Source organism: Vreelandella nanhaiensis (assembly GCF_003990185.1).
Classification (GTDB): domain Bacteria; phylum Pseudomonadota; class Gammaproteobacteria; order Pseudomonadales; family Halomonadaceae; genus Vreelandella; species Vreelandella nanhaiensis.
This window is the reverse complement of record NZ_RZHF01000004.1, coordinates 427213-448811: the sequence shown is the minus strand read 5'-3', so window position 1 is coordinate 448811 and position 21599 is coordinate 427213. Positions and strand designations below refer to the sequence as shown.

Below are 21599 nucleotides of genomic sequence, written 5' to 3'. Positions count from 1 at the left end.
TCACCCTTCATGACTTACCTGATTTACGGGCAAAACTGCCGAAGTTTGGGGCAAGCGAGTTACCTGGCAACATCGTAGTCTCAAAAGGAATCTATTATTTCTTGGAGAGACCCTATGAGCGTTACCTATCAAGACAGCAATGCGCGTATGAGCCAAGTGGCTATCCATAACGGTACTGTGTATCTGGCAGGCCAGGTACCGGGCGATACCAGCGCTGATATGCGTGGCCAAACTGAACAGGTGCTAACGCGCATTGATCAGCTGCTGGAGCAGGCGGGCACTTCTAAGGAGCACCTTATTTCAGCGCAAGTCTGGGTCACCAGCATGGCGGAATTTGACCAAATGAATGCTGCCTGGGATGCCTGGATCGTGCCAGGGCGCCCGCCCGTGCGTGCCGCGCTTGAGGCAAAGCTTGCCAAGCCTGAATGGAAAGTCGAAATCATGGTGGTCGCCGCACTGCCGGAGGCTTGATATGCGGGTTATTTCTGCTGAAGAGGTGGCTTGCCACCTCTCTTGGGAAGGGTTGATCAGCCGGCTGCATGCAACGTTTGTGAATGGCGTTGAGTCACCGCCGCGCCATCATCACGCCATGCACCGGCCCGATGGCGAAGCCACCATGCTGCTGATGCCTGCTTGGGAAGCTGCAGGCTATATTGGCGTCAAAATGGTCAATGTGTTTCCGCAAAACGCAGACCATGGCGTACCGGCGATTTCAGGGCTTTATCTTCTAAGCGAAGGCAAACACGGCCAGCCGCTTGCCTGTATTGATGGCAGCGAGCTCACGCGACGGCGTACGGCGGCTGCTTCCGCACTAGCGGCTCAGGCGTTAGCCAAAGAGTCTGCCGAAACACTGCTGGTCGTGGGCACGGGCAAGCTGGCGCCCATGGTGATCGAAGCCCATGCTAGCGTCAGGCCTATTAAGCGGGTGATGATCTGGGGGCGCAACGCCAGCAAGGCCGAGGCAATCGCCCAGGCGTACGCCACGCGCTTTACCACCGAAGTGGTCGATGACTTGGCCGTAGCGGTTGCGCAAGCCGATATCGTCAGCTGCGTGACGCTTTCAACCCAGCCACTGATTAAAGGCGAATGGCTAACTCCCGGCACGCATCTGGATTTGATTGGCGCCTTCCGGCCGCAAATGCGCGAAACCGATGCCGAATGCCTGCGCCGCGCGGAGGTGTTTGTGGATACCTACGCCGGTGCCCAGGGCGAAGCGGGCGATATTCTTCAGGCCATTGATGAAGGGGCCTTCCGCTTTGAAGATATTCAGGCTGAGTTAGCCGAGGTGCTCTCTGGCGCTAAGCCTGGCCGAATCGCCGATGACACCATCACGCTGTTTAAATCGGTCGGCGCATCGCTTGAAGACCTGGCTGCCGCTATTGAGGTGTGGGAATCGCTGCCTGGCCAGGCAGGGTAAGAAGGAGGGCAAGCAGAAATGGTAAGAATAAATACAATCACGCCATCGCCACGAAAATAACCTAAGACGTCACTCATAACGAAGACCAACGAATAATCAAAACGAGGTGTGTTATGAACGCTAATCAATCTTCGCTCTTTGCTGCGCTGTCAGTACTTCCGTTGGCGATTGCCAGTGCTAGCGTCCAAGCCCAGTCCTATGAAATGGTGATTGCTACCCAACTACCCGAAGACATGAGCAACAACGAAGTCTACCCGGCGCTTGTGCACTTCAAAAATTTGATCGAAGCACGTACCGACGGCGATCTGGAAGTCACCATCTTTGGCGGTGGGCAGCTGGGTTCTGAAGTAGAAAACGGCTCTGAAGTGCAGGGCGGTCGTACGCTTCAGTCAACCATCATGTCATCCGGTGCCATGTCCTCTTTTTATGGCGATTACCAAGCGGTTACCGCGCCATTTTTGTTTACCAGCTGGCGGCAGGCATGGACCTTCTTTGATAGCGAATGGTTTGCCGACTTTATGTCTGGCACCGTCGAAGAAGCCAATATGCGCTACCTGGGCACCTTTGATGACGGCGGCGGCTTCGTCGCGTTTACCAACAACATCCATTTGATCGAGACGCTTGAGGACCTGGAAGGGCTTAATATCCGCACCGAAGAGAACCCCGCCCACGTGGCAATCATGCACTCACTAGGCGCTTCTGCAACGCCCTTGCCCTGGGGCGAACTGATTACCGCACTGGAAACCGGCCTTGCCGATGGTCAGTTCAACGCACCTGTGCTCAACACCACCTTCAACTTTGATGCCGTGACGGACTACACCACACTCACCGGGCATGTGTATAACAGCGCGCCCTGGATGGTCAGCGAATCCTGGTATCAGTCGTTGCCGGAAAGCCACCAACAGGCGCTGATTAGTTCGGCCCGCGAAGCAATTCAACTAAGCCATGGGATGTCGGGTGCCTTGGCGACGACCAGTTGGGTGGAATCCTGCGAGCGCTTTGAAGCCTGTTACCTCATGCCCGATGCCGAACGCGAACGTATGGCCGAGATTGCCCGCCCGGCTTGGCAAGCGTGGATCGTTGATGACTTCGGCATGGATGAAGCTCGTGTGCAAGGCCTGCTCGACGAAGTAGAGCGGGTAGGTCAGCAGTTAGCAGACGATGACCTACGCATTTACGGGCAATAAGATTTCGTGACGTATAAACGCTGGGGAGCAGGCATGCCCCAGCGTGAGGAATCATCATGAGCATTTTACATGCCTTGCGCCGCCTAAGCGATAGCGTCAATCAGGTGGCGATCGTGCTGTGCATTGGCTGCATTCTAGTCATGCTGAGCATCTCTTTTACCGCATTTCTTTACAAGCTATTCACCGGCAGCACGCTGAGCTGGACATACTCGCTGGCGCGGCTGTTTTTACCGTGGATTGGTTTTCTATCAATGACTATTTCGCTGCGCTATGGCGAACACGTGGCCATGACCCTGCTGGTACGCAGCCTGCCTAAATTAATGGTGCAGGTGGCTGCGGGCTTCTGCCTAGCAGTAATTGGGCTGTTTGGGCTGATGTTGATCTGGTATGGCTGGGGCTACTTCACCAACGCGACCCAGGTGTACATGGTCTCAGATCAGATTCGCATTCCCAGTAAATTCACCGCCGTAGTGGTGCCTGTCAGCGGCGTTATTATGCTGTTGCACCTGGTGCACGGCTTTGCCTTGTTGGAGCACTTTATAGATGAGCGCGACATGGTTGATGAGCTCATTGACACCAATGACGGGGAGAGCCGCTCATGACCCCTGCAATTTTAGTCTTCGTACTGCTGTTGTTTATTGGTGCGCCGGTGGCGGTGGTCATGGCGATGTCGGGCTTGGCGGGTGGTTTTGCGCTGGGTGGCGAGCGCATGCTGGGGATTATCGCGGATCGTATGTTCTCCGGTGTTTCCGGCTTTCTGCTGATTGCCGTGCCCTATTTTATCTTTACTGCTGAGCTGATGAACCAAGGCGGGCTAACCCATAAGCTGATCGCGTTTAACAATGCATTGTTTGGCCGGGTGCGTGGGTCGCTTTCCCACGTCAATATTTCGGTATCGGTGTTTTTTGCAGGCCTCACGGGCGCGGCAGTAACTGATACCGTCGCCATCGGCAAAATCATGATCCCCGAGATGAAAAAGCAAGGCTACGACGCCGAGTATGCCGCGGCGGTTACTGCATGTTCATCAATTATCGGGCCAATCATTCCGCCGAGTGTGGTCATGGTGGTTTACGCCACGCTGCTGCGCGATATATCAGTGATCGACCTGTTTGCGGGCGGAATTATTCCTGGTCTGCTGATGGCGTTGGCCCTGCTTGGAGTGAGCTTTTTCCTGGCCTGGAAGCGCTGCTATCCCAAACAGGCGCCCACGCCTTTTAAGGCAGCGATGGTTGCGCTGCTGGTCGCGCTGCCAGCGATGGTGGTGCCGTTGATTATTCTTGGCGGCATTCTTTCGGGCCTAACCACAATTACCGAGGCATCCGGCTTTGCGGCGGTGTATGCCATCGTGATTGGCGTGGTGTTCTACCGCAATCTTACCTGGCGCAAGATATGGGACGCCCTGGTGACCACGGTGCGCTTCTCCGGCGTGGTGTTTTTTCTACTCGCGACCTCGGCAGTGCTGGGCTGGTTCGTCACCCGCTCAGGGATTGCCAGAGACGCGGCCAGCATGATTACCACCTTTAGCGATGTGGCCTTTGTGCAGCTGATGCTGGTCTGCCTGCTACTCTTGTTGATTGGCACGGTGATGGATGTGCTGCCCGCACTGGTAGTCATTGCGCCGGTACTAGTACCCGCCATGATGCAGCTTGGTTTTGACCCACTGCATTTCGCAATTCTAATGATCGTGGTACTCAATATCTCCAACGTGACGCCGCCGGTAGGCATGACCCTGATGACCGCTGCGCGAATAGCCGAAGTACCTTATGAGCGGGCTATTGTGGCGTCGCTGCCGTTTTATGTGTCGTTTATTGTGGTGATTGTGCTGCTTGCCGCTTTCCCGGCGTTATCCACCTGGATTCCTTCTTTACTCTAACGGGCTGCCAAGGATTGCGAACTTGACCATGAAATGTTTTTACCACCCCGATCAAGCCTACCACGCGCCGCCGACCTTTCTGCTTCGCGGCCAGCCTGCACCATCGCCAGAAGGCCCGGTGCGTGCCGAGCTGCTTACCCAGGGCTTGGCCAGCGCAGGACTTACGCTGAATGAACCTTTAGAAGCCGATTCACCCACGCTGCGCAAGCGCTTGGAACGGATCCATACCCCGCGCTATCTGCGCTTTCTCGAGACTATCTACAAGCGCTGGCAGGAACTCCCCAATGCTGCTGAGTTCGTCGCCCCCAATATCCATCCTTGCGGGGGTGGTCATCACTACCCACGCCACCCTATTGGCCAGGCCGGGTGGCATCTGCATGATATGGCCTGCCCATTGAGCGCAACCAGTTTTCGTGGGGCGCTGGCCTCGGCAGCCACGGCCGAAGCAGCAGCAGAAGAGGTGTTGAACGGCGCGCCCAGCGCGTATGCGCTGTGTCGCCCGCCGGGTCATCACGCGGGGCCGGAGCGCGCAGGTGGTTTTTGCCTGCTAAACAATGCAGGGCTTGCCGCCACCGTACTTCGCGAGCGCTATGCCAAAGTGGCCATCATTGATGTGGATCTCCACCACGGAAACGGCACCCAGGATATCTTTTACTCAAGAAGCGATGTCTGGACCGGTTCGCTACACGCCGACCCCAGCGACTTCTACCCGTTTTTCTGGGGTGGTGCCGATGAAGAGGGCTGTGGTGAAGGCCTGGATACCAACGTTAACTTGCCCCTGCCAGTTGGTAGCAATGGCGAGGTGTATTTAGACGCACTGGCGGTCTTGATTGATCACCTGCAGCGCTATGAGCCCGAAGCCGTGGTCGTCGCGCTAGGCCTGGATGCCCATAAGGATGACCCGCTAGCGGGCCTGAATGTGGAGACTGGAGCGTTTATCGACGTCGGCAGGCGCTTGGCGGCGTTGGCGCTGCCCACGGTAATTATCCAGGAAGGTGGCTATCCGACCAAGCATCTCAGCGCCAACTTGGCTGCCTTTATGCAGGGCTTTGCGTCATGAACACAACCGGCTTTTACTGGCACGAGCGCTGCTTTTGGCATGATCAGGGCGCGATAGGGGTGTTTTCTGCCCCTGGCGAGTTTTTGCAGCCCCAGGCCGCCTCGGAAAGCCCTGAAAGCAAGCGGCGGCTTAAAAACATTCTGGAAGTTAGCGGTTTGATCGACGAACTCCACGTGGCCAAACCGCCGGCGGCCAGCCTGGATGATCTGCTCCGTTTTCACACCCCGCGCTATTTAGAGGCGCTGCAGGCAGGCGACCAGGCGCTGGGCGGTAACGGCGGCGACTGTGCCCCGTTTATGCCAGGCAGTTGGGCCGCCGCTCGCCAATCGGCGGGGCTGGCTATCGCGGCGGTAGAAGCCGTGGCGCTGGGGCAGGTCAACAATGCCTATGCCCTGTGCCGCCCGCCGGGGCATCACGCGGAAGCAGATCAGGGGCGGGGGTTCTGCTTATTAGGCAATATTCCTGTTGCAGTCATGCGCGTACGTGCCCTGGGCCAGGCGAAGCGGGTGGCAATTCTCGACTGGGATGTTCATCACGGCAATGGCCAACAGGCGGCGTTTTACGCCGAGCCTGACGTGTTGACAGTCTCGGTGCATCAGGCGGCCAATTATCCGCTGGAAACCGGGCACTTTGCGGAGCAGGGCGAAGGGGCCGGTGTGGGTGCCAACCTCAACCTGCCGCTGCCTCCCGGCTGTGGTTTGGGGGCTTATGAATACGCGATGGAAACGCTTATTTTGCCAGCGCTTAAAGCCTTCGCGCCGGATTTAATCGCAGTGGCGTGTGGCTATGACGCCTGCGCCAAGGACCCGCTGGGCAAAATGCTGCTCAACAGCGCCGCCTTCGCGCGCATGACGGCCCAGCTTAAAGCGCTGGCTGAGCGCTGCTGCGCAGGTAAGCTCGTCTTTGTGCACGAAGGCGGCTATTCAGAAGGCTACGTTCCGTTATGCGGCCACGCCGTTATCCAAACTCTGGCGGGCAGCGCGCTTGGCGTACCCGACCCGCAGAATGATGAAATCGCTGCCTGGGGATATCAGGCCTTGCAGCCGCACCAGCAGGTTCTGATTGATGGCTGGCGCCAACAATGGGAGAGCATGCATGACACCGCTTTATGATCGCGATGGCTGGATTTGGCAGGACGGTGAATGGCGCGAATGGCGCGAGGCCAAGGTGCATCTGTTTACCCATACCCTGCATTACGGCATGGGCTGTTTTGAGGGTGTACGCGCCTACGCTGGCGCTACTGGCACACATCTTTTTCGGGTAGCAGAACACACGCGTCGCTTGGCGGAAAGCGCCCATGCGCTGGATGTCCCGCTGCCGTTTAGCGAGGCTGAAATCATAACTGCCCAGCGCGAGTGCCTGAGTAAAAACGGCCTGAGCAATGCCTACTTAAAGCCCACCGTGTTTTTAGGCGCAGAAGGCCTGGGGCTACGCGCCCAGGGGCTGACGACCCATGTGATGGTGGCCGCTTGGGATTTGGGGCCATATATCTCACCCCAGGCCGCCACCCACGGGCTGCGTGCGCTAACGTCTTCCTGGGCACGCCATCATGTGAATATCAGCCTGTGTCGCGCCAAGACCAGCGGCCACTACGTCAACTCGATGCTGGCGCTCAACACCGCCGTGAAAGCTGGTTTTGATGAAACCATCATGCTCGACCCCGAGGGCTATGTGGCCGAAGCCTCGGCAGCTAATGTCTTTCTGCTTCGCGATGGCGTACTGCACACGCCCGAGGTGACCTCGTGCCTGCAGGGAATTACCCGGGATAGCGTGATTCAGCTAGCGCAACAGGTGCTGGGGATTGAAGTACGCGAGCGCAGAATTACCCGCGATGAGCTGTATACCGCCGATGAGGCTTTTTTAACCGGTACCGCCGCGGAAATACTCCCACTTAGAGAGCTTGATGGACGTCGGATAGGTGTTCGCGCAGGCGCGCCGCCTGCCCGCGAACCGATTAGCCAAGACAGCGTGACGGCCCAGCTGCAGGGCTTATATCGCCAGGCAGTACGCGGTGAACTGGAGGAGTTCAAGCACTGGTTAACCCCGGCTTAAGCCGGGGTTAAGAAAGTTAGCGGATCAAGCGTGCGCTTTAATGGCCTGTTCAAGAATCGCCAGCCGCCCAGGCGTTAGAGCATCCGCCACGGCGGTAATGCGTATTACGTTGGAAAGTTCTGGGTGCGCCAGTCGTGCAACCAGCACGCCTTCTGCCAGTAGTTGTTGATGCACCGTTGCGGCAATGTCTGCGCTTTGCAGGCGGATGCCAATAAAGTTGGTGGCACTCGGCAGCACATCGGCTCCCAGGGCGCGAAAGTGCTCGGCCAACTGCTCGCGGCGCGCTTTTACATCAGCGACGTGCTGATTTACTTCTTCAGGGTGGTCGAGCACTACTTCAGCCGCGGCCAGCGTCAGTGTCGACACTGCATAGTGAATACGCACCTTCATCATCATGGCAAGCACGGCAGGTTCTGCAATCGCGTAGCCAATGCGCAGCCCCGCTAAGCCGTGGGCTTTCGAGAGCGTGCGCAGGCGAATCACGCCGGGCAGCGCTTTGGCCGCAAACTCGCTTCCCGCGTCATCACGAAAATCCCCATACGCTTCGTCCAGCAACAGCCAGCAGGTGTCCGGCAGCGCCTCGCGCAGCTTGAGAATTGCGCTATCGCTATGCAGATGGCCGCTGGGGTTATCCGGATTAGCAAGATACACCAGGCGCGCGTTTTCCTGATGCGCCGCTGTGGCCAGCGCTTCCAGGTCAGGTGCCAACACGCCCGGCGCTTCATGGTAGCTAGGTTCAACCAGCCGACAGCCTTGCCCCTTGGCAAAATAGCCAAAGGTGGGGTAGGTGCCCGCCGTACACACGACCATGGCGCCGGGCTCACAGGTAGTGCGCACGGCCAGTGCAATCAGGCTGTCAGCCCCGGCATCCACCAGCATATGATCAAGGAGAATGCCCTGCTGCGCGCTCAGCCGCTGGCGCACACCCAAGGCTTCGGCATCGCCGTAGCCGTAAGCGTGTTTAGCCAGGGCATCACCAAAATGCTCGCGCAGCGCCCGGTGGGGCATATCCAGGCCTTCGTTTGAACCCAGCTGATGTGGGATCTCTCGGCCAAGGCGGCGCTCAAGCACTTTAATACCCGGAAAAGGATTAACCGGGCCAACACCTGTAAGGTGGTCGGGGTAGCGAGGCATGTTGATATCCTAAAAACAAAACTAATAGTTAAGCCAAGACTTTACCGCGATTCAGCAGGCAGTGGGGGTCAAGTGCCTGTTTGAGCGTCTGCATTAGCTCAATTTCAGCGCTGGTCCGGCAGGTGCTAAGCCAGGCGCGCTTTTCAATCCCGATACCGTGTTCTGCTGAAACGGACCCGCCCAGGGCCTGAAGCGGTTCATAAACCAGCGCTTCGACGGCGCGGCGCACGTCAGGGTCATGGCTACCGACGCTGATGGAGATATGCAGGTTACCATCGCCCAAATGGCCAAACACGACTAAGCGGCCATTTGGCCAGCGCTGCAACAACTGCGTTTCCAGCGTATCGGTGTAGTGCTGCATATCAACAATCGGCAGGCTGACGTCAAAGGTTAGTACCGGCGCTAATCCTTTGACCAGCCCCTCAATATCCTCACGGATAGCCCAAAGGCCAGCGCGCTGTGTGTCCGACTGGGCAATCACGGCATCGACGATCAATTCACGTTCCAGCGCCTGCTCCAGCGCTTCACTAAACTGTGCTTCAAGGCGGGCTTCATCACTGCCTACCCCTTCGATGATCACGTAAAAAGGGTGGTCAGTAGGGATCGGTGGGGCGTGGCGTCCCGTTGTCTCGGTGAGTAGGCGGTAGTGGTTCTGCCACATGACTTCAAAGGCGCCGAGGCTGCCGCCCAGTGTTTTACCCATATGGCCGAGCAGCTCGGTAAGTGCATCAAACGACGGGCAGGCGACCAGCGCTGTCTGCTCAATGGGCATGGGCGGCTGCAAACGCAGCACGGCGCGGGTCACAATCCCCAGGGTGCCTTCGCTGCCGATAAACAGCTGCTTAAGATCAAATCCAGCGTTGTTTTTCAGCATGCGATTCATGGAGCTAACCACGCGGCCATCGGCCATTACGGCTTCAAGACCTAAAACCTGTTGGCGCATCATGCCGTAGCGAATAACCCGAACACCTCCTGCGTTGGTGGCAATATTGCCGCCGATGGTACAGCTGCCCCGCGCGCCAAGGTCCAGTGGGAACTGCAGTCCTGCCTCGCTTGCCGCTTCCTGTACCCGTTGCAGCGGGGCGCCTGCCTGTACCGTCAGCGTGCCGCCGACTCGGTCTATCTCCTCAATGGCGGTCATGCGTTCAAGAGAGATCACCAGCTCATCGGGGCTGGTTTCAGCGCCATGCACCAAGCCGGTGAGCCCGCCGTGAGTGACGACGGGTTGCTTGAGTTCAAAGCAGGCACGCATAACGGCCGATAACTGGCCGGTATCGGCAGGGCGTACAATGGCACCGGCATGGCAAAGCGCACCGGTCATCCAGTCTTCCTGGCGATTAGCCACATCATCGCCGGTGATAACATGGGCAGCGCCCACTATGTTGCGCAGTGTTTCTAGACTTATTTGCACTGATTATCCTTAAGAATTAATGGGCCTTTCCGCTAAGCGGTCACGGCAACCGATGCGCCGCGGCCGGGAATTGCCTCCAGCAGCGAGCGAGTATAGGCCTCGCGAGGATGTAAAAATATCTGCTCGGCGCTTCCCTGCTCAACAATGCGGCCATGCTGCATCACCACGATACGATCACAAATCTGAGCGGCTACGCGTAAATCGTGAGTGATAAACAAAAGCGATAGCGACAGACGTTGCTTAAGCTCTTCAAGCAGTTCCAGCACCTGAGCCTGGATCGATACGTCTAGCGCCGAGACGGCTTCATCGGCAACGATCAATTCGGGGTTAAGAGCCAAGGCGCGTGCAATGCCGATCCGCTGGCGTTGGCCACCGGAAAATTCGTGAGGGTAGCGCTCAACGGCGCTTGCACCCAGGCCAACCATGTCTAACAGCTCGCCCGCCTGCTTAAGGGCCTGTGCTTTAGGCGTACCGTTGGCGATCGGCCCCTGGGCAATCGCCATGCCCACCCGAGTGCGAGGGTTGAGCGAGGCGTAAGGGTCCTGGAAAATCATCTGCACCCGATGACGTTCACGACGCAGGGCATCGCCTTTAAGCTGTGAAAGGTTAACACCATCCAGCAGTAGCTCGCCGTCATCCGGATGTTCCAATCGCACCACGCAGCGCCCAAGCGTCGACTTGCCCGAGCCGGATTCCCCCACAATGCCAACCGTTTCACCCCGGGCCAGAGTGAGGGAAACATCATCGAGAGCACGCACTTCGCGAGACGGTTTAAACCAGCCCCCGCGGGAGCGGAAGACTTTATTAAGCCGTTTGATGTCGAGCAGCGGGGCGGTGGTGTTCGTCTCTCGGTGGGGTGGCATAGCGTTGCTGGGAATCGCGGCAATCAGCGCTTGGGTGTACTCGTTCTGAGGATGATCAAGAACCTCGCTAGCTTCGCCGATTTCAACAATCTGGCCGTGGCGCATCACGCAAACACGGTTGGCTATCTCGGCCACCACGCCAAAATCGTGGGTAATAAACATTACCGCCATGCCCCTGCGGCGTTGCAGGTCACGAATTAACTCAAGAATCTGCGCTTGGGTGGTGACATCCAGCGCTGTGGTTGGCTCATCAGCAATCAACAGCACCGGCTCTAACGCCAGTGCCATGGCAATAACTACCCGCTGACGCTGCCCGCCGGAAAGTTCAAAAGGGTAGGCGCTGATCGCCTTTTCCGGTTGAGGAATCCCCACTTCAATTAAAAGCTCCAGAGCGCGTGCCTGACGCTGTTTAGGCGTGAGCTTGCCGTGGGCCTCGAAGACCTCGGCAATTTGCGCCCCAACGCGCATAAGCGGGTTGAGCGCTGTCATCGGCTCCTGAAAAATCATGCCGATCTTGAGACCGCGCAGCGCCATATGCTGCTTTTCGGTCAAGGTGATTAGGTTCTGCCCCTCGAAAATAACCTCGCCCTGAATGGGTCGAACGCCCTTGGGCAGCAGCCCCATTACCGTATTGGCGGCCATGGACTTGCCCGAACCAGACTCACCGACCACGCACATGATTTCGCCGCGGTTAACGTCGTAACTGATGTTTTCAACCGCTAAAGCCCGGTCGGCGCCCTTGGGTAACGCTACGCTAAGTTGACGGATACTCAGTACGGTCTCTGTCGCTATATCAGACATGAAAAGCTCCTAGCGCTCGCGGGAAAGTTTGGGATTCAGGGCATCATCCAAGCCTTCGCCCACTAGGTTAAGCGCCAGTACGGTCAGAAGAATGGCCACACCGGGGAAGAAGCTTAGCCACCACGCCTGACGGATCACGGTGCGGGCCGCACCAATCATATAGCCCCAGGACATCACGTTAGGGTCGCCCAGGCCGAGAAACGACAGAGAGGATTCGAGCAAAATCGCGGTGGCCACCATCAGTGATGCCAGCACAATAATCGGGGAAAGCGTATTGGGCAGGATTTGGCGCAATATAATAGTGGTGTTGGTTTGCCCCACTAAGCGGGCAGCCTCCACATACTCGCGGTTGCGCAGAGACATAAATTCAGCGCGCACCAGGCGAGCCACGGGAGGCCAACTCACCAAGGCGATGGCCAGTACAATGGAGGTAACGCTGGGCTGCATAATGGCGACCAGCACAATGGCCAGGGCAAAGTTAGGAATAGTCTGAAAGAACTCGGTGAAGCGCATCAGAATGTCATCAATCAGCCCGCCGTAATAGCCTGCAATGGCGCCTAGCGGTACGCCAATCAACAGCGCCACGCTGGTAGATACCAGGCCAATCAGCAGCGATACCCAGGCGCCATGCATTAGGCCTGCGGCCACGTTGCGGCCCATGGTATCGGTGCCTAGAGGAAAACCTTCCTGAGATAAGGGGGGCAGGAAGGGACGTTGCACCATGCGCCAGGGAGATTCAGGAAACAGCAGCGGGGCAAGAATCGCCATAGCGATAATCATCAGCAGGATAATCAGCCCCACCAGGGCACCACGGTTCTGCGCAAAGCGTGCGAAAAAGCTCATGAGGCCCCCTTGATACGCGGATCAGCCAAGCGGTACACCAGGTCGGTAATAATATTGAAGACAATGACCAGTGCAGCAGAGAAGAAGAAAATGCCTAGCAGCAGGTTGTAATCGCGCTGTTGAAGCGCCTCGAACATCAGCCGGCCGATGCCCGGCCAGGCAAATACGGTTTCCGTCAGAATCGCACCGCCCACCATTTGCCCGGCCTGTAAGCCTGCCAGAGTAATAATGGGAAGCAGGGCATTTCGCAGCACGTGGCGACGCTGAATAATGCTGGGTTTTAAACCTTTTGCTCGGGCGGTTTTAACGTAGTCCTGCTGGGCGGCGTCCAGCATGGACGTACGAGTCATCCGGGTGTAGATCGCCATAAAAAACAGCGCGAGGGTTGTGGCGGGGAGTATCAGATGTTTTGCGACATCCAGTATCAGGGCAAAACCGGTGTAACCAGCGCCAACCGTATAAAAGCCGTAGGCCGGTAGCCAGTCTAGATAGACGGAAAACACTAACACCGACATCAAAGCGACCCAGAACAGCGGCGTGGCGTAGAACACTAGTGCTAGCGCCATAATAATCGAGCCGGAGGGCTTTTTAACCCGTGCTGCGGCCATCGAGCCCGCAATAATGCCCAATACCAGCGAGATTAGAAAAGCCGTGCCGGTGAGCAGTAAAGTCGCAGGTAGCCGCGCCATGATCAGATCAAATACCGGGACGCCAAGCCGATACGAGTAGCCGAAATCGAGCATCGCGATACCCGAGACATAGCGCCACAGCTGAACATACATGGGCTGGTCAAGCCCGAAGCGTTCGCGCAGCTGGTTGAGAAACTCCTGGTCGGCAGCACCCGCTTCACCGGCCAGAATTGCTGCGGGGTCGCCAGGGGCCAGTTGGATGAGCAAAAAATTAAGAATCACGATTAAGAACAGCACTATTACGGCTTTGAAAAGCCGCATGATAATTAAGCGGGCATAAAGCATGAGTATTTTCCTGACAGCAATAGAGCGCCCAGGCAGCTTGCGCTACCTGGACGAGCTTGGCTTAGCGGTCTAGCCAGGCATCCCTGAAGCCTTCGTTCAGCCCTACGCTAGAGTTGACGAGGTCTTTCACATCGCAGCGGTAGAGGGTCGGAAAGCCCAGTTCCATCAGCCAGCCAACGGGCACATCTTCATGCAGGATCTCTTGCACTTCTTTATAGAGTGCTTCTCGCTCTGAATCCGGATAAGCGGTAGCGGCTTCGTTGAAAAGTTCATCAACACGCGCGTTTTCATACCCTTCCACATTATTCCAGGGCGACCCCTTGGCGATGTTGTCGGAAAGGTAAGTGCGTGAAATCCCCAGCGCTGGGTCGCCATACTGGTACAGGTAGGTAAAGGCGAGGTCGTAATCCCAGTCGCCCAGACGCTGATTCCAGCCGCCTACATCGGTGGCTTGCGTGCGAACGTTGATACCTACTTCGCGCAGGTTTTGCTGAACGGCCTCGGCCCAGCGGGTCCAGGTTTCTCCGTAGGGCAACGGCAGGATAGTGACTTCTTCGCCGTCGTAGCCCATTTCCTCCAACAGCTCACGGGCGCGCTCAGGGTTATAGTCGTAAGGTTCTAGCGTGTCATCCTGAAAACGGGCATTGGAGCCGAAAGCCGAGAGAGGCACTTTGCCTAAACCATTCCACAGAACATTACGGGCAAACTCACGATCCATGGCGTACATCACCGCCTGGCGGAAGCGTTTGTCGGCAGTGGGGCCTTCGCGATTGTTCATCCATAGCATGGAGTAGGGGCTGAAGTACTCATGGCCCTCTTCAGTCACACAGACGTTATCCATCTCGGATAAGCGCGGAATATCAAAGTTTTCAACGGTGCCGCTTGGCAATACATCAATCGTGCCATTTTCAAAGGCCACCGCACGTGAACCACCGTCGGGAATAACATGCCAGTTGACGCCATCAAGATAAGGCAGGCCCTCTTCGTAGTAGTCGTCGTTTTTAACCAGCTTAATCACTGTGCCCCGCTCCCAGTTGGCAAACTTAAAGGGGCCAGTGCCGATAGGATGGTCATTATGTTCGTTGTTGCGGAAGTCGGTGCCTGCGTAAAGGTGTTCCGGCACCATGGTGAAGGTGCCCGCTTCAAAAGAGAGCAGGAACGGGCCGAAAGGCTCGGTCAGAGTGAACACCACCGTATGTTCATCGGTGGCTTCAATGCTTTCCACATGCTGTAAAACAGCCCGCGCACTGGGGTTTAGTTCGCGGTGGAAAACATCAGCAGAGAATACGACGTCGTCAGCAGTGAACGGCTCACCGTCATGCCACGCAACATTTTCGCGAAGGTGGAACGTATAAGTGCGGCCATCGTCGCTGACATCCCAGGACTCGGCCAGTTGGGGAATAGGTTCCAAGTCGGTGGTGTAGCGCAGCAGGCCTTCGTAAATATTACCGGCCACGACACGGGTTGGGGCGTTTTGAATCATGCCCAGTACCAAGCCAGGCGGCTCTGGCTGAACGATGGTATTAACGGTGCCGCCCTGTTTAGGGTCATCGGCTAGTGCGGTGGTCGTAAAAGCGAGTGCTGCAGCGGAAATTGCCAAAGCCAAAGGGTCTCTCATTGTTCCTGCTCCTCGGTTATTAGTACGTAATTAAAATTACGTTATCGTTAGGCGAGCGAGGCGTCGTAGTGCTTAAGCGTAGTATTAAAACTAAGCGCTAAAGCATAGTGTTAAAGCCCGGTTGTATTGGTTATTGGGGCTTTTTTGACCATAGCACCGGTTTTTAAAGCTGTCGACAGTCGGCAGTCGTTCATCGACAGAATGCTTTTTTGCGTCATACTGAAATACACAATAATGTTAATGAGTAATATTGATGGCCTTATCACCCGTGGCGCCAAAGGCCTTTATCCACCATCAGAACCTAGTTGAACAAGTCGCTGGCTATTTGACCCAAGCGATTATTCAGCAACACTTTTTACCTGGTGAGCGCCTTTCGGAAGTACAGCTTTCTCGAGATTTGGGTGTTAGCCGGGCACCGGTGCGCGAGGCGGCTAGATTGCTTGAAAGCCGGGGGCTGTTGATCTCAAAACCGCGCCGCGGTTTCTTTGTCAGGGCGTTGAATGCCGTTGAACTGGAGGATGTTTTCGATCTACGCCTGTGCCTTGAGCGTCACGCCATCCAGCGCCTCACCGAACGCTATAGCGTTGAGGCTCAGCGCGCCCTGGAGCAGCAGGTAGAGATATTGTGTGAAGCCGCTCTTGGCAATGATGAGACGCGTCGGATCGAAGAAGATCTGCAGTTTCATCGCTTAATGCTGCACTACGCGGGCAACGAACGCTTGCTAAAGGCATTTGATGGGCTAACTCACGAGCTTCGCCTATGTATTGCCCTGATAACCAAGACCCACGACGCGCCGGACACAATTGCTACCAGCCATTTCAAACTGCTTGAAGCGCTGGCAAGCGGCAGCCCTGCTGCCTGCCGGGAGGCGATTGACTACCATATCGGTGTAGCACGGAAGTTCGTTGTACGCGGTGGTGGGGAGCCAAAAGAGCTGGGGAGCCAGGAGAGTAAGCGATGAAGACCTTCTACCACGCCGAACAAGCGCTTCATCAGCCACAGACCTATTTCTCGCGGGGGAAGATGCGTACGCCCCAGGAGGTACCTGAACGTGCCGTGCACTTGCTTGCGGCGGCCAAGCGGCTGGGGTTTGTTGTGCAGCCACCGATGGATTATGGCGTGGCGCCGCTGAGAGCCGTGCACTCGCTGGCTTATCTTCGCTTCTTGGAGAGCGCCTATTCCCGCTGGCACGCCCTAGGAGAAGATTGGGGCGAAGAAGTGATCTCTAATATCTTCGTACGCTCACCTAACGCCCTACGCGGTATTTTGGCAGAGGCCGCGCGCTACTTGGTAGACGGCAGCGCGCCGGTGGGCTGCTATACCTGGCAATCCGCCTACTGGTCAGCCCAGAGCGCGGTCGCCGGTGCCGAGGCGTTATTAGCGGGTGAGCGGTTTGCCTACGCGCTATCGCGCCCGCCTGGTCATCATGCGGGCATCGACTCTGCGGGTGGCTTTTGCTTTCTTAACAATGCGGCCATTGCGGCCCAGCATCTTACCTCGCGCTTTCCGCGTATCGTCGTGCTCGACCCTGACATGCACCACGGCCAGGGAATTCAAGAGATTTTCTACCAGCGTGACGATGTACTCTACATCTCGGTCCACGGCGATACCACCAACTTCTACCCGGCAGTCACTGGTTTTGAGAACGAACGCGGCGAGGGTGCCGGGCTGGGCTATAACCTCAACTTACCGATGCCCCATGGATCAAAGGAATCGGTATTTTTCGAACGCTTGGACGAGGCCTGCCAGGCCATTCGGCTGTTTGAGCCTGATGCGATCGTATTGGCGCTGGGGTTTGATATTTACGAGCGCGATCCACAGGCCAAAGTAGCCGTCTCCACCCCAGGGTTTGCGGAGCTTGGCCGCCGGATAGCAGGTTTGAATTTACCCACGCTGGTGGTACAGGAGGGCGGTTACTACCTAGAAGGGCTAGAGGCTAATGCGGTGAGTTTCTTCGAAGGTATGCTGGATATACAGCAACGCTAGCCGCCAAGCGTGTGAGAAGAGTAGGACAAGCCATTCAGGTGTCTGGCAAGATAGCCGCTTTCGAATTTCTATCGATCAAGGACACGGCATGGCCCACCTGCTACGCATCGTGATGATTCACGGCCACCTTGAAGGCGTGGTTGAACTCAGTGTGGACGGCCACACCAATATTTGCGGCACCAACGCTTCGGGAAAAACCACGCTTCAGCGCTTAGTGCCGGTGTTTTACGGCGAGCTGCCCAATAAGGTAGTGCCCAAAACCCGCATGAAGTTCGATGCGTTCTACCTGCCGCATCGCAACAGCTACCTGGTGTACGAATACCGCCGCGAAGCGGGCAATATCTGCCAGGCGGTGCTGACTCGTAAGCAAGAGGGTGGGGTGGAGTATCGCTTTGTCGGCGCCCCTTATCAGGCCGAAGATTATCTGGTCGAAAGCGAACAAGGCGTAGCCGCACTCGACTACACCCAGTGGGCGAGTGGCCTGCGCCGAAGCGGCACGCCGGTATCGCCCAAGCTCGGTGCTACCTCTGAATTTCGCTCGGTGATCCAGAACGACTTTACCCAGCTGCACGGCAATAGCCGTGACGGACTCAAGCTGCGCCAGATCGCCGCGCAGTTCAGCCTGGTCAAACCCGAGCGGCGCATTCGCCATATCGAAAAGCTGGTGTCAGCGGTGCATGCGAAAGAGGGCAAGATGGATACCCTTAAAACCATGCTGGCGGCGATTTTCGAAGAGGATGGCGTTGAGCTACCGGTGACGCGAATTCGTAACACCAAGGCGCGGGAGTGGATCGCTCAGATGCGTCAATCCATGCGCCTGGAACCCCTTCAGGCGTCGCTCGCCCGGCTTGCCGGGATTGATCGCGAGCTTGCCCATCTTGATGCCACCCTCTGGCAGCTTAAGCCCCAGCTTGAAGACGACCGCCAGCAGGCTGAGCGGCGCATGGCCGATGTGGATGCCGAACTCGCTCGCCATCAGCGTGACTTCCAACAGCGGGAAAGCGACTACGCCCAAGCGTGGGACGAGCTTAACGATCGCCACAGCGAAGTGGTCAGCGATTTACAGCAGACCCAGCGCCGCCTTAATGATCTGCAAACCCAGTACGAGCGCTATTTTGAGGCGGATATGCCCGCCCTGGAGCGGGACATCAATGCGCTGCCCCAGTGGCGCGAGCAGCGCGATCAGCTGCGTGCCCACCTGAACGTGATGCAGGATGCGGTAAAAGAGAGCCAGGCACGGCTCGACGGTCGCCTGCGTGAACTTTCCGAAGCCCTAGCCCGCCAGACCGGCGAAGCCCAAGAGCTGATCGACGCCTTGGTGGAAGAGAAAGCCCTGCGCCGTGAGCAGCAGTGGGAGGCCGAGCAGCAGCTTAATGAACGCTACCAGCAAGAGCGCCAACGCCTGGAAGGCGAATATCAGGCCCAGCTTGAGCTGGGCGTTGAGCAGTTGGCCGAGCTAAAAGCACAGCTCTCACTTTCAACACAAACCGCCGAAGAAGCCAACGAGGCGGAGCTGGCCCAGGCGCGCCTGGATCAGGCCCAGCAGGAGCGTAACGCATCGGCCGCCACGCTAGACAACCTGCGTCGCGAGTTTGAAAGCTGCCGCCGCGCCCGGGATGACGCCGAGCAGCAGCTAGTGCAGCTTCGCCAGCAGCTTGAGCGCGCCGAGCAGCGCAGCTACGCGCTCTATCAGCAGCGTGACCCCGAACAGGGCAGCCTGCGCCATTTTCTGCGCTATCACCGCCCCGGCTGGGAGCAGCAGTTAGGCAAAGTCATTGCCCCAGAGCTGTTGGAGCGGCGCGATTTAGCGCCTCGATTAGCCGACGGCGGCAGCGATGATCTGTTTGGGCTGGCGCTGGACCTCTCGGCCATTGCCTTGCCCGATTACGCTCAGGACGAAGCCACGCTGTTCGCCGCCATCGAAGAAGCAGATAGCGCCAAACGGCGCGTTCAGGCAGAGTGCCAAGCGGCCGAGAAAGCGCTTAAACAGCATAACGAGCGCGTCCAGCAGGCCGATGAAGCTCAAGACCAAGGCCGTATGGCCCATAAGCGTGCCGAGCAGGAAGTTGAGTTTGCTTTGGAAGCGCGCCGCCAGCAGCAAGAGCGCCACACCAAGCATCAACAGGAGCGCCGTGCCACTCATCAAGCCGCGTTAGCTCGCCAGGAGCAGGCACAAGCTGAGCTGCGTGAAGAGAAACAGCAAGCCCTCAAAGCGCTGGGTGAAACCCATCAAAGCCAACTGCTGGAATTAAAAGCCGACGGCCAAAGCCAGCTGGATAGCCTGGATGCCCAGCTGCGCCAGTACAAGCAGCAGCTGAGCGATGCCAACACCGAGCACCAGCGTCAGCGAGCGGAACTGGAAGAGGCCTTCAGCCAGGAACTGGCCGAGCAGGGCGTTGACCCCGCCAAGCTAAAAGCCACTAAAGAGCGCCTAGCAAGCCAGGAGGAGCGCATCCGCGTTACCGCCGCGCGTCAGGATGAACTTACCGAATACACCCGCTTTATGCGCGTTGAGTGGGGGCAGCACAAGCCGCAGCTAGTCACCCAAGAAGCCGAGTTGGAGCAAGCCGAGCAACAGCTTCAACGCGATAAAGAGCGTTTGAAAAACGACTTTCAGACGGCGCGCAAAACCCACCAAAGCACCGTCAGCACGCTTAAAACTCAGCGCGAAAGCGAACACGCCAGCCTGGAAGCCTTAAAGCCACTGCTGACACAGTTGGAAGGCCTCGCCATTGAGCCTGTCGGACAGGCCCCGGCTGCGCCGCTGGGCGATGTGGACGAGCGCATTGAGCGCGCCCGCCAGGCGTTGGGCAATCGCCACCAGTTAATCGAACAGCTGCGCCGTGGCTGCCTGGATGTTGAAAGTCAACTGATCAAGGACGCCAGTAGCAGCTTTGCCGAAGCGCTGGAGAGCGAGCGCAGCAAGCTGCAAAGCGACAACCCGCGCCTGCAGCTGCCGCTACTGCGCGACATGCTCAAACTGCTCGAAGACCAACAGCAGCAGTTGATTCAGGAAGGCCGCAACCTGAGTGACGACCTGGACAAGTTCTTTACCGTTTTCCGCGATTTGAACCGACGCATCAGCGCCCAGAGCCGTCGGCTTTCTGAAGAAGTCGCCGACGACCTGCGCCTGGAAGGCATCAGCAAGGCCGAAGTGCGTATTCAGTCCACCATTGATGAGCTGGGCTTCTGGGAGCCGTTGAAGCTGTTTGCCCAGCGCTATAAAGAGTGGCGTGAATCCGGCCAGACGCTACCCAGCGACGACTACTTGAACACCCTGGCGGACGTGGTCGATTTACTGCGCAGCGACCAGCAGTACAGCTTTGAAAGCCTGTTGCGCCTGGAACTGCGCTTGAATGAAGGCGGCACGGACCTGGTGATTAAGAACGACCGCCAGCTGCTGGAGTCGTCAAGCCACGGCATGGCGTACCTGATTCTATGCAAATTCCTGCTCGCGTTTACCCGCCTGCTGCGCGGTGATGCGGACATCGCCATCCACTGGCCCATCGATGAGATCGGCACGCTGGCCTACCACAACGTCGAAAAACTCTTCGACGCCTGCGACAGCAACCGTATTCATATCGTCGGCGCGTTCCCCAACCCTGAATCCGACGTGCTACTGCTGTTTGCTAATCGCTACCTGATTGATCGCGCTGATGCCAACCCCAGCAAGCGGGTATTAAAACGTATTGAACCGCGCCTGAGCCGCTTGGCTGAGCGGCTCCAGGAACGTCAGCAGGAGGTGACGGTATGATCGAACATGGCCCACTGCTTGAGCGGTTACTCGCCGGGGAATTTATCTGCCCGGTGAGTGATGAAAGCGGCTATCGCCACTTGAGCAATGCAGAGACCCGCGAGGAGATCGACATCTACCTGCGGCCGCTTAATCGGCGGCTGGCCAGCAATGAAGACGGCAGCGTGTATTTCCTGGCCTGGCGACAGCTGAATGACAGCGCTCGGGATCAGCTTTCACGCCAGCTGGGTGAGACACTCAACAGCCTGCTGCCGCTGCTAGAGTGGCTACAGCTGGTTCAAGAAGCGCTGGGCCGCGATACCCTGGCGGCCCCCGGCGATGTACTCAAACCGGCCGAATTCAGCGCCAAGTGTGAAGACAACCAAAGCCTGCGCGAACGCCTGGAACGCCTGGCCACCGACAGCTTTTTCGGCTCGCAGAGCGATCAGCTGGATGCCCAGGCAAAGCAGGTCTTCAAGCGCCTGAAGGAGCACGGCTACCTGCTTCAGCCGCATTCAGAGCGGCAGGTGTTCGTGGTGACCGGCAAGATCGACTACCTGGTAGACCTGGTGCGCTTTATCCGCGATGAAGAGAACCTGCCGATTGATGCCGAAGGTGAAGAGGGCAAGCAGGAGGTCCTCTTGTGA

Annotated in this window: 18 protein-coding genes; 12 read left to right on the top strand and 6 right to left on the bottom strand. The window is 57.4% G+C overall.

Features of this window, described 5'->3' with window-relative positions; all coding sequences use genetic code 11:
* The first annotated feature begins 114 nt into the window (after nucleotides 1-114).
* The 8 genes from ELY38_RS02405 (at nucleotide 115) to ELY38_RS02370 (ending at nucleotide 7589) form a co-directional block, all read left to right on the top strand.
* Nucleotides 115-471 carry a RidA family protein gene (locus ELY38_RS02405; protein ID WP_127059906.1) on the top strand — a complete coding sequence of 119 codons (357 nt, stop codon included), beginning with the start codon at nucleotides 115-117 and terminating at the stop codon, nucleotides 469-471.
* Nucleotide 472: 1 nt separating this feature from the next.
* Nucleotides 473-1417 carry a bifunctional Delta(1)-pyrroline-2-carboxylate/Delta(1)-piperideine-2-carboxylate reductase gene (gene lhpI / locus ELY38_RS02400; protein ID WP_127059905.1) on the top strand — a complete coding sequence of 315 codons (945 nt, stop codon included), beginning with the start codon at nucleotides 473-475 and terminating at the stop codon, nucleotides 1415-1417.
* 113 nt (nucleotides 1418-1530) lie between these two features.
* Nucleotides 1531-2604, top strand: a complete 1074-nt coding sequence (gene dctP / locus ELY38_RS02395; RefSeq protein WP_127059904.1) for a TRAP transporter substrate-binding protein DctP — start codon at nucleotides 1531-1533, stop codon at nucleotides 2602-2604.
* A 56-nt stretch (nucleotides 2605-2660) separates the two neighbouring features.
* Nucleotides 2661-3206, top strand: a complete 546-nt coding sequence (locus ELY38_RS02390; RefSeq protein WP_127059903.1) for a TRAP transporter small permease — start codon at nucleotides 2661-2663, stop codon at nucleotides 3204-3206.
* Nucleotides 3203-4477: a TRAP transporter large permease gene (locus ELY38_RS02385; protein ID WP_127059902.1), complete on the top strand. Its 1275-nt coding sequence runs from the start codon at nucleotides 3203-3205 to the stop codon at nucleotides 4475-4477. The genes ELY38_RS02390 and ELY38_RS02385 overlap by 4 nt, the downstream gene beginning before the upstream one ends.
* A gap of 28 nt (nucleotides 4478-4505) precedes the next feature.
* Nucleotides 4506-5537 carry a histone deacetylase family protein gene (locus ELY38_RS02380; RefSeq protein WP_127060144.1) on the top strand — a complete coding sequence of 344 codons (1032 nt, stop codon included), beginning with the start codon at nucleotides 4506-4508 and terminating at the stop codon, nucleotides 5535-5537.
* On the top strand, nucleotides 5534-6649 hold the full coding sequence (locus ELY38_RS02375; protein ID WP_127059901.1) for a class II histone deacetylase: 1116 nt from the start codon (nucleotides 5534-5536) through the stop codon (nucleotides 6647-6649). Before ELY38_RS02380 ends, ELY38_RS02375 begins: the two co-directional genes overlap by 4 nt.
* Nucleotides 6633-7589, top strand: coding sequence for a branched-chain amino acid transaminase (locus ELY38_RS02370; protein ID WP_127059900.1), 957 nt, complete (start codon nucleotides 6633-6635; stop codon nucleotides 7587-7589). Before ELY38_RS02375 ends, ELY38_RS02370 begins: the two co-directional genes overlap by 17 nt.
* Before the next feature lie 24 nt (nucleotides 7590-7613).
* Here the strand turns inward: ELY38_RS02370 and ELY38_RS02365 are convergent, their stop codons facing one another.
* The 6 genes from ELY38_RS02365 to ELY38_RS02340 all read right to left on the bottom strand — a co-directional run bounded on the left by ELY38_RS02365 (nucleotide 7614) and on the right by ELY38_RS02340 (nucleotide 15233).
* Nucleotides 7614-8723: a pyridoxal phosphate-dependent aminotransferase gene (locus ELY38_RS02365; RefSeq protein ID WP_127059899.1), complete on the bottom strand. Its 1110-nt coding sequence runs from the start codon at nucleotides 8721-8723 to the stop codon at nucleotides 7614-7616.
* 28 nt (nucleotides 8724-8751) lie between these two features.
* Nucleotides 8752-10134: an FAD-binding oxidoreductase gene (locus ELY38_RS02360; protein ID WP_127059898.1), complete on the bottom strand. Its 1383-nt coding sequence runs from the start codon at nucleotides 10132-10134 to the stop codon at nucleotides 8752-8754.
* A gap of 32 nt (nucleotides 10135-10166) precedes the next feature.
* The gene (locus ELY38_RS02355; RefSeq protein ID WP_127059897.1) at nucleotides 10167-11798 is read right to left on the bottom strand and encodes an ABC transporter ATP-binding protein; all 1632 of its coding nucleotides are present in this window, start codon (nucleotides 11796-11798) and stop codon (nucleotides 10167-10169) included.
* 9 nt (nucleotides 11799-11807) lie between these two features.
* Entirely contained in the window at nucleotides 11808-12641 is an 834-nt protein-coding gene (locus ELY38_RS02350) for an ABC transporter permease (protein WP_127059896.1), read from the bottom strand.
* Entirely contained in the window at nucleotides 12638-13615 is a 978-nt protein-coding gene (locus ELY38_RS02345) for an ABC transporter permease (RefSeq protein ID WP_127059895.1), read from the bottom strand. Before ELY38_RS02345 ends, ELY38_RS02350 begins: the two co-directional genes overlap by 4 nt.
* Nucleotides 13616-13676: 61 nt before the next feature.
* Nucleotides 13677-15233, bottom strand: coding sequence for an ABC transporter substrate-binding protein (locus ELY38_RS02340; RefSeq protein WP_127059894.1), 1557 nt, complete (start codon nucleotides 15231-15233; stop codon nucleotides 13677-13679).
* Between the two features lie 253 nt (nucleotides 15234-15486).
* Here ELY38_RS02340 and ELY38_RS02335 point away from each other — a divergent pair, with 253 nt between their 5' ends.
* From ELY38_RS02335 to ELY38_RS02320, 4 genes are all read left to right on the top strand, one after another.
* On the top strand, nucleotides 15487-16194 hold the full coding sequence (locus ELY38_RS02335) for a GntR family transcriptional regulator (protein ID WP_127059893.1): 708 nt from the start codon (nucleotides 15487-15489) through the stop codon (nucleotides 16192-16194).
* The gene (locus ELY38_RS02330; RefSeq protein WP_127059892.1) at nucleotides 16191-17219 is read left to right on the top strand and encodes a histone deacetylase family protein; all 1029 of its coding nucleotides are present in this window, start codon (nucleotides 16191-16193) and stop codon (nucleotides 17217-17219) included. Before ELY38_RS02335 ends, ELY38_RS02330 begins: the two co-directional genes overlap by 4 nt.
* Nucleotides 17220-17307: 88 nt before the next feature.
* Nucleotides 17308-20973, top strand: a complete 3666-nt coding sequence (locus ELY38_RS02325) for an ATP-binding protein (RefSeq protein WP_127059891.1) — start codon at nucleotides 17308-17310, stop codon at nucleotides 20971-20973.
* Nucleotides 20970-21599 (top strand): condensin complex protein MksE, encoded by a 630-nt coding sequence (locus tag ELY38_RS02320; protein WP_127059890.1) that lies wholly within the window; start codon nucleotides 20970-20972, stop codon nucleotides 21597-21599. Before ELY38_RS02325 ends, ELY38_RS02320 begins: the two co-directional genes overlap by 4 nt.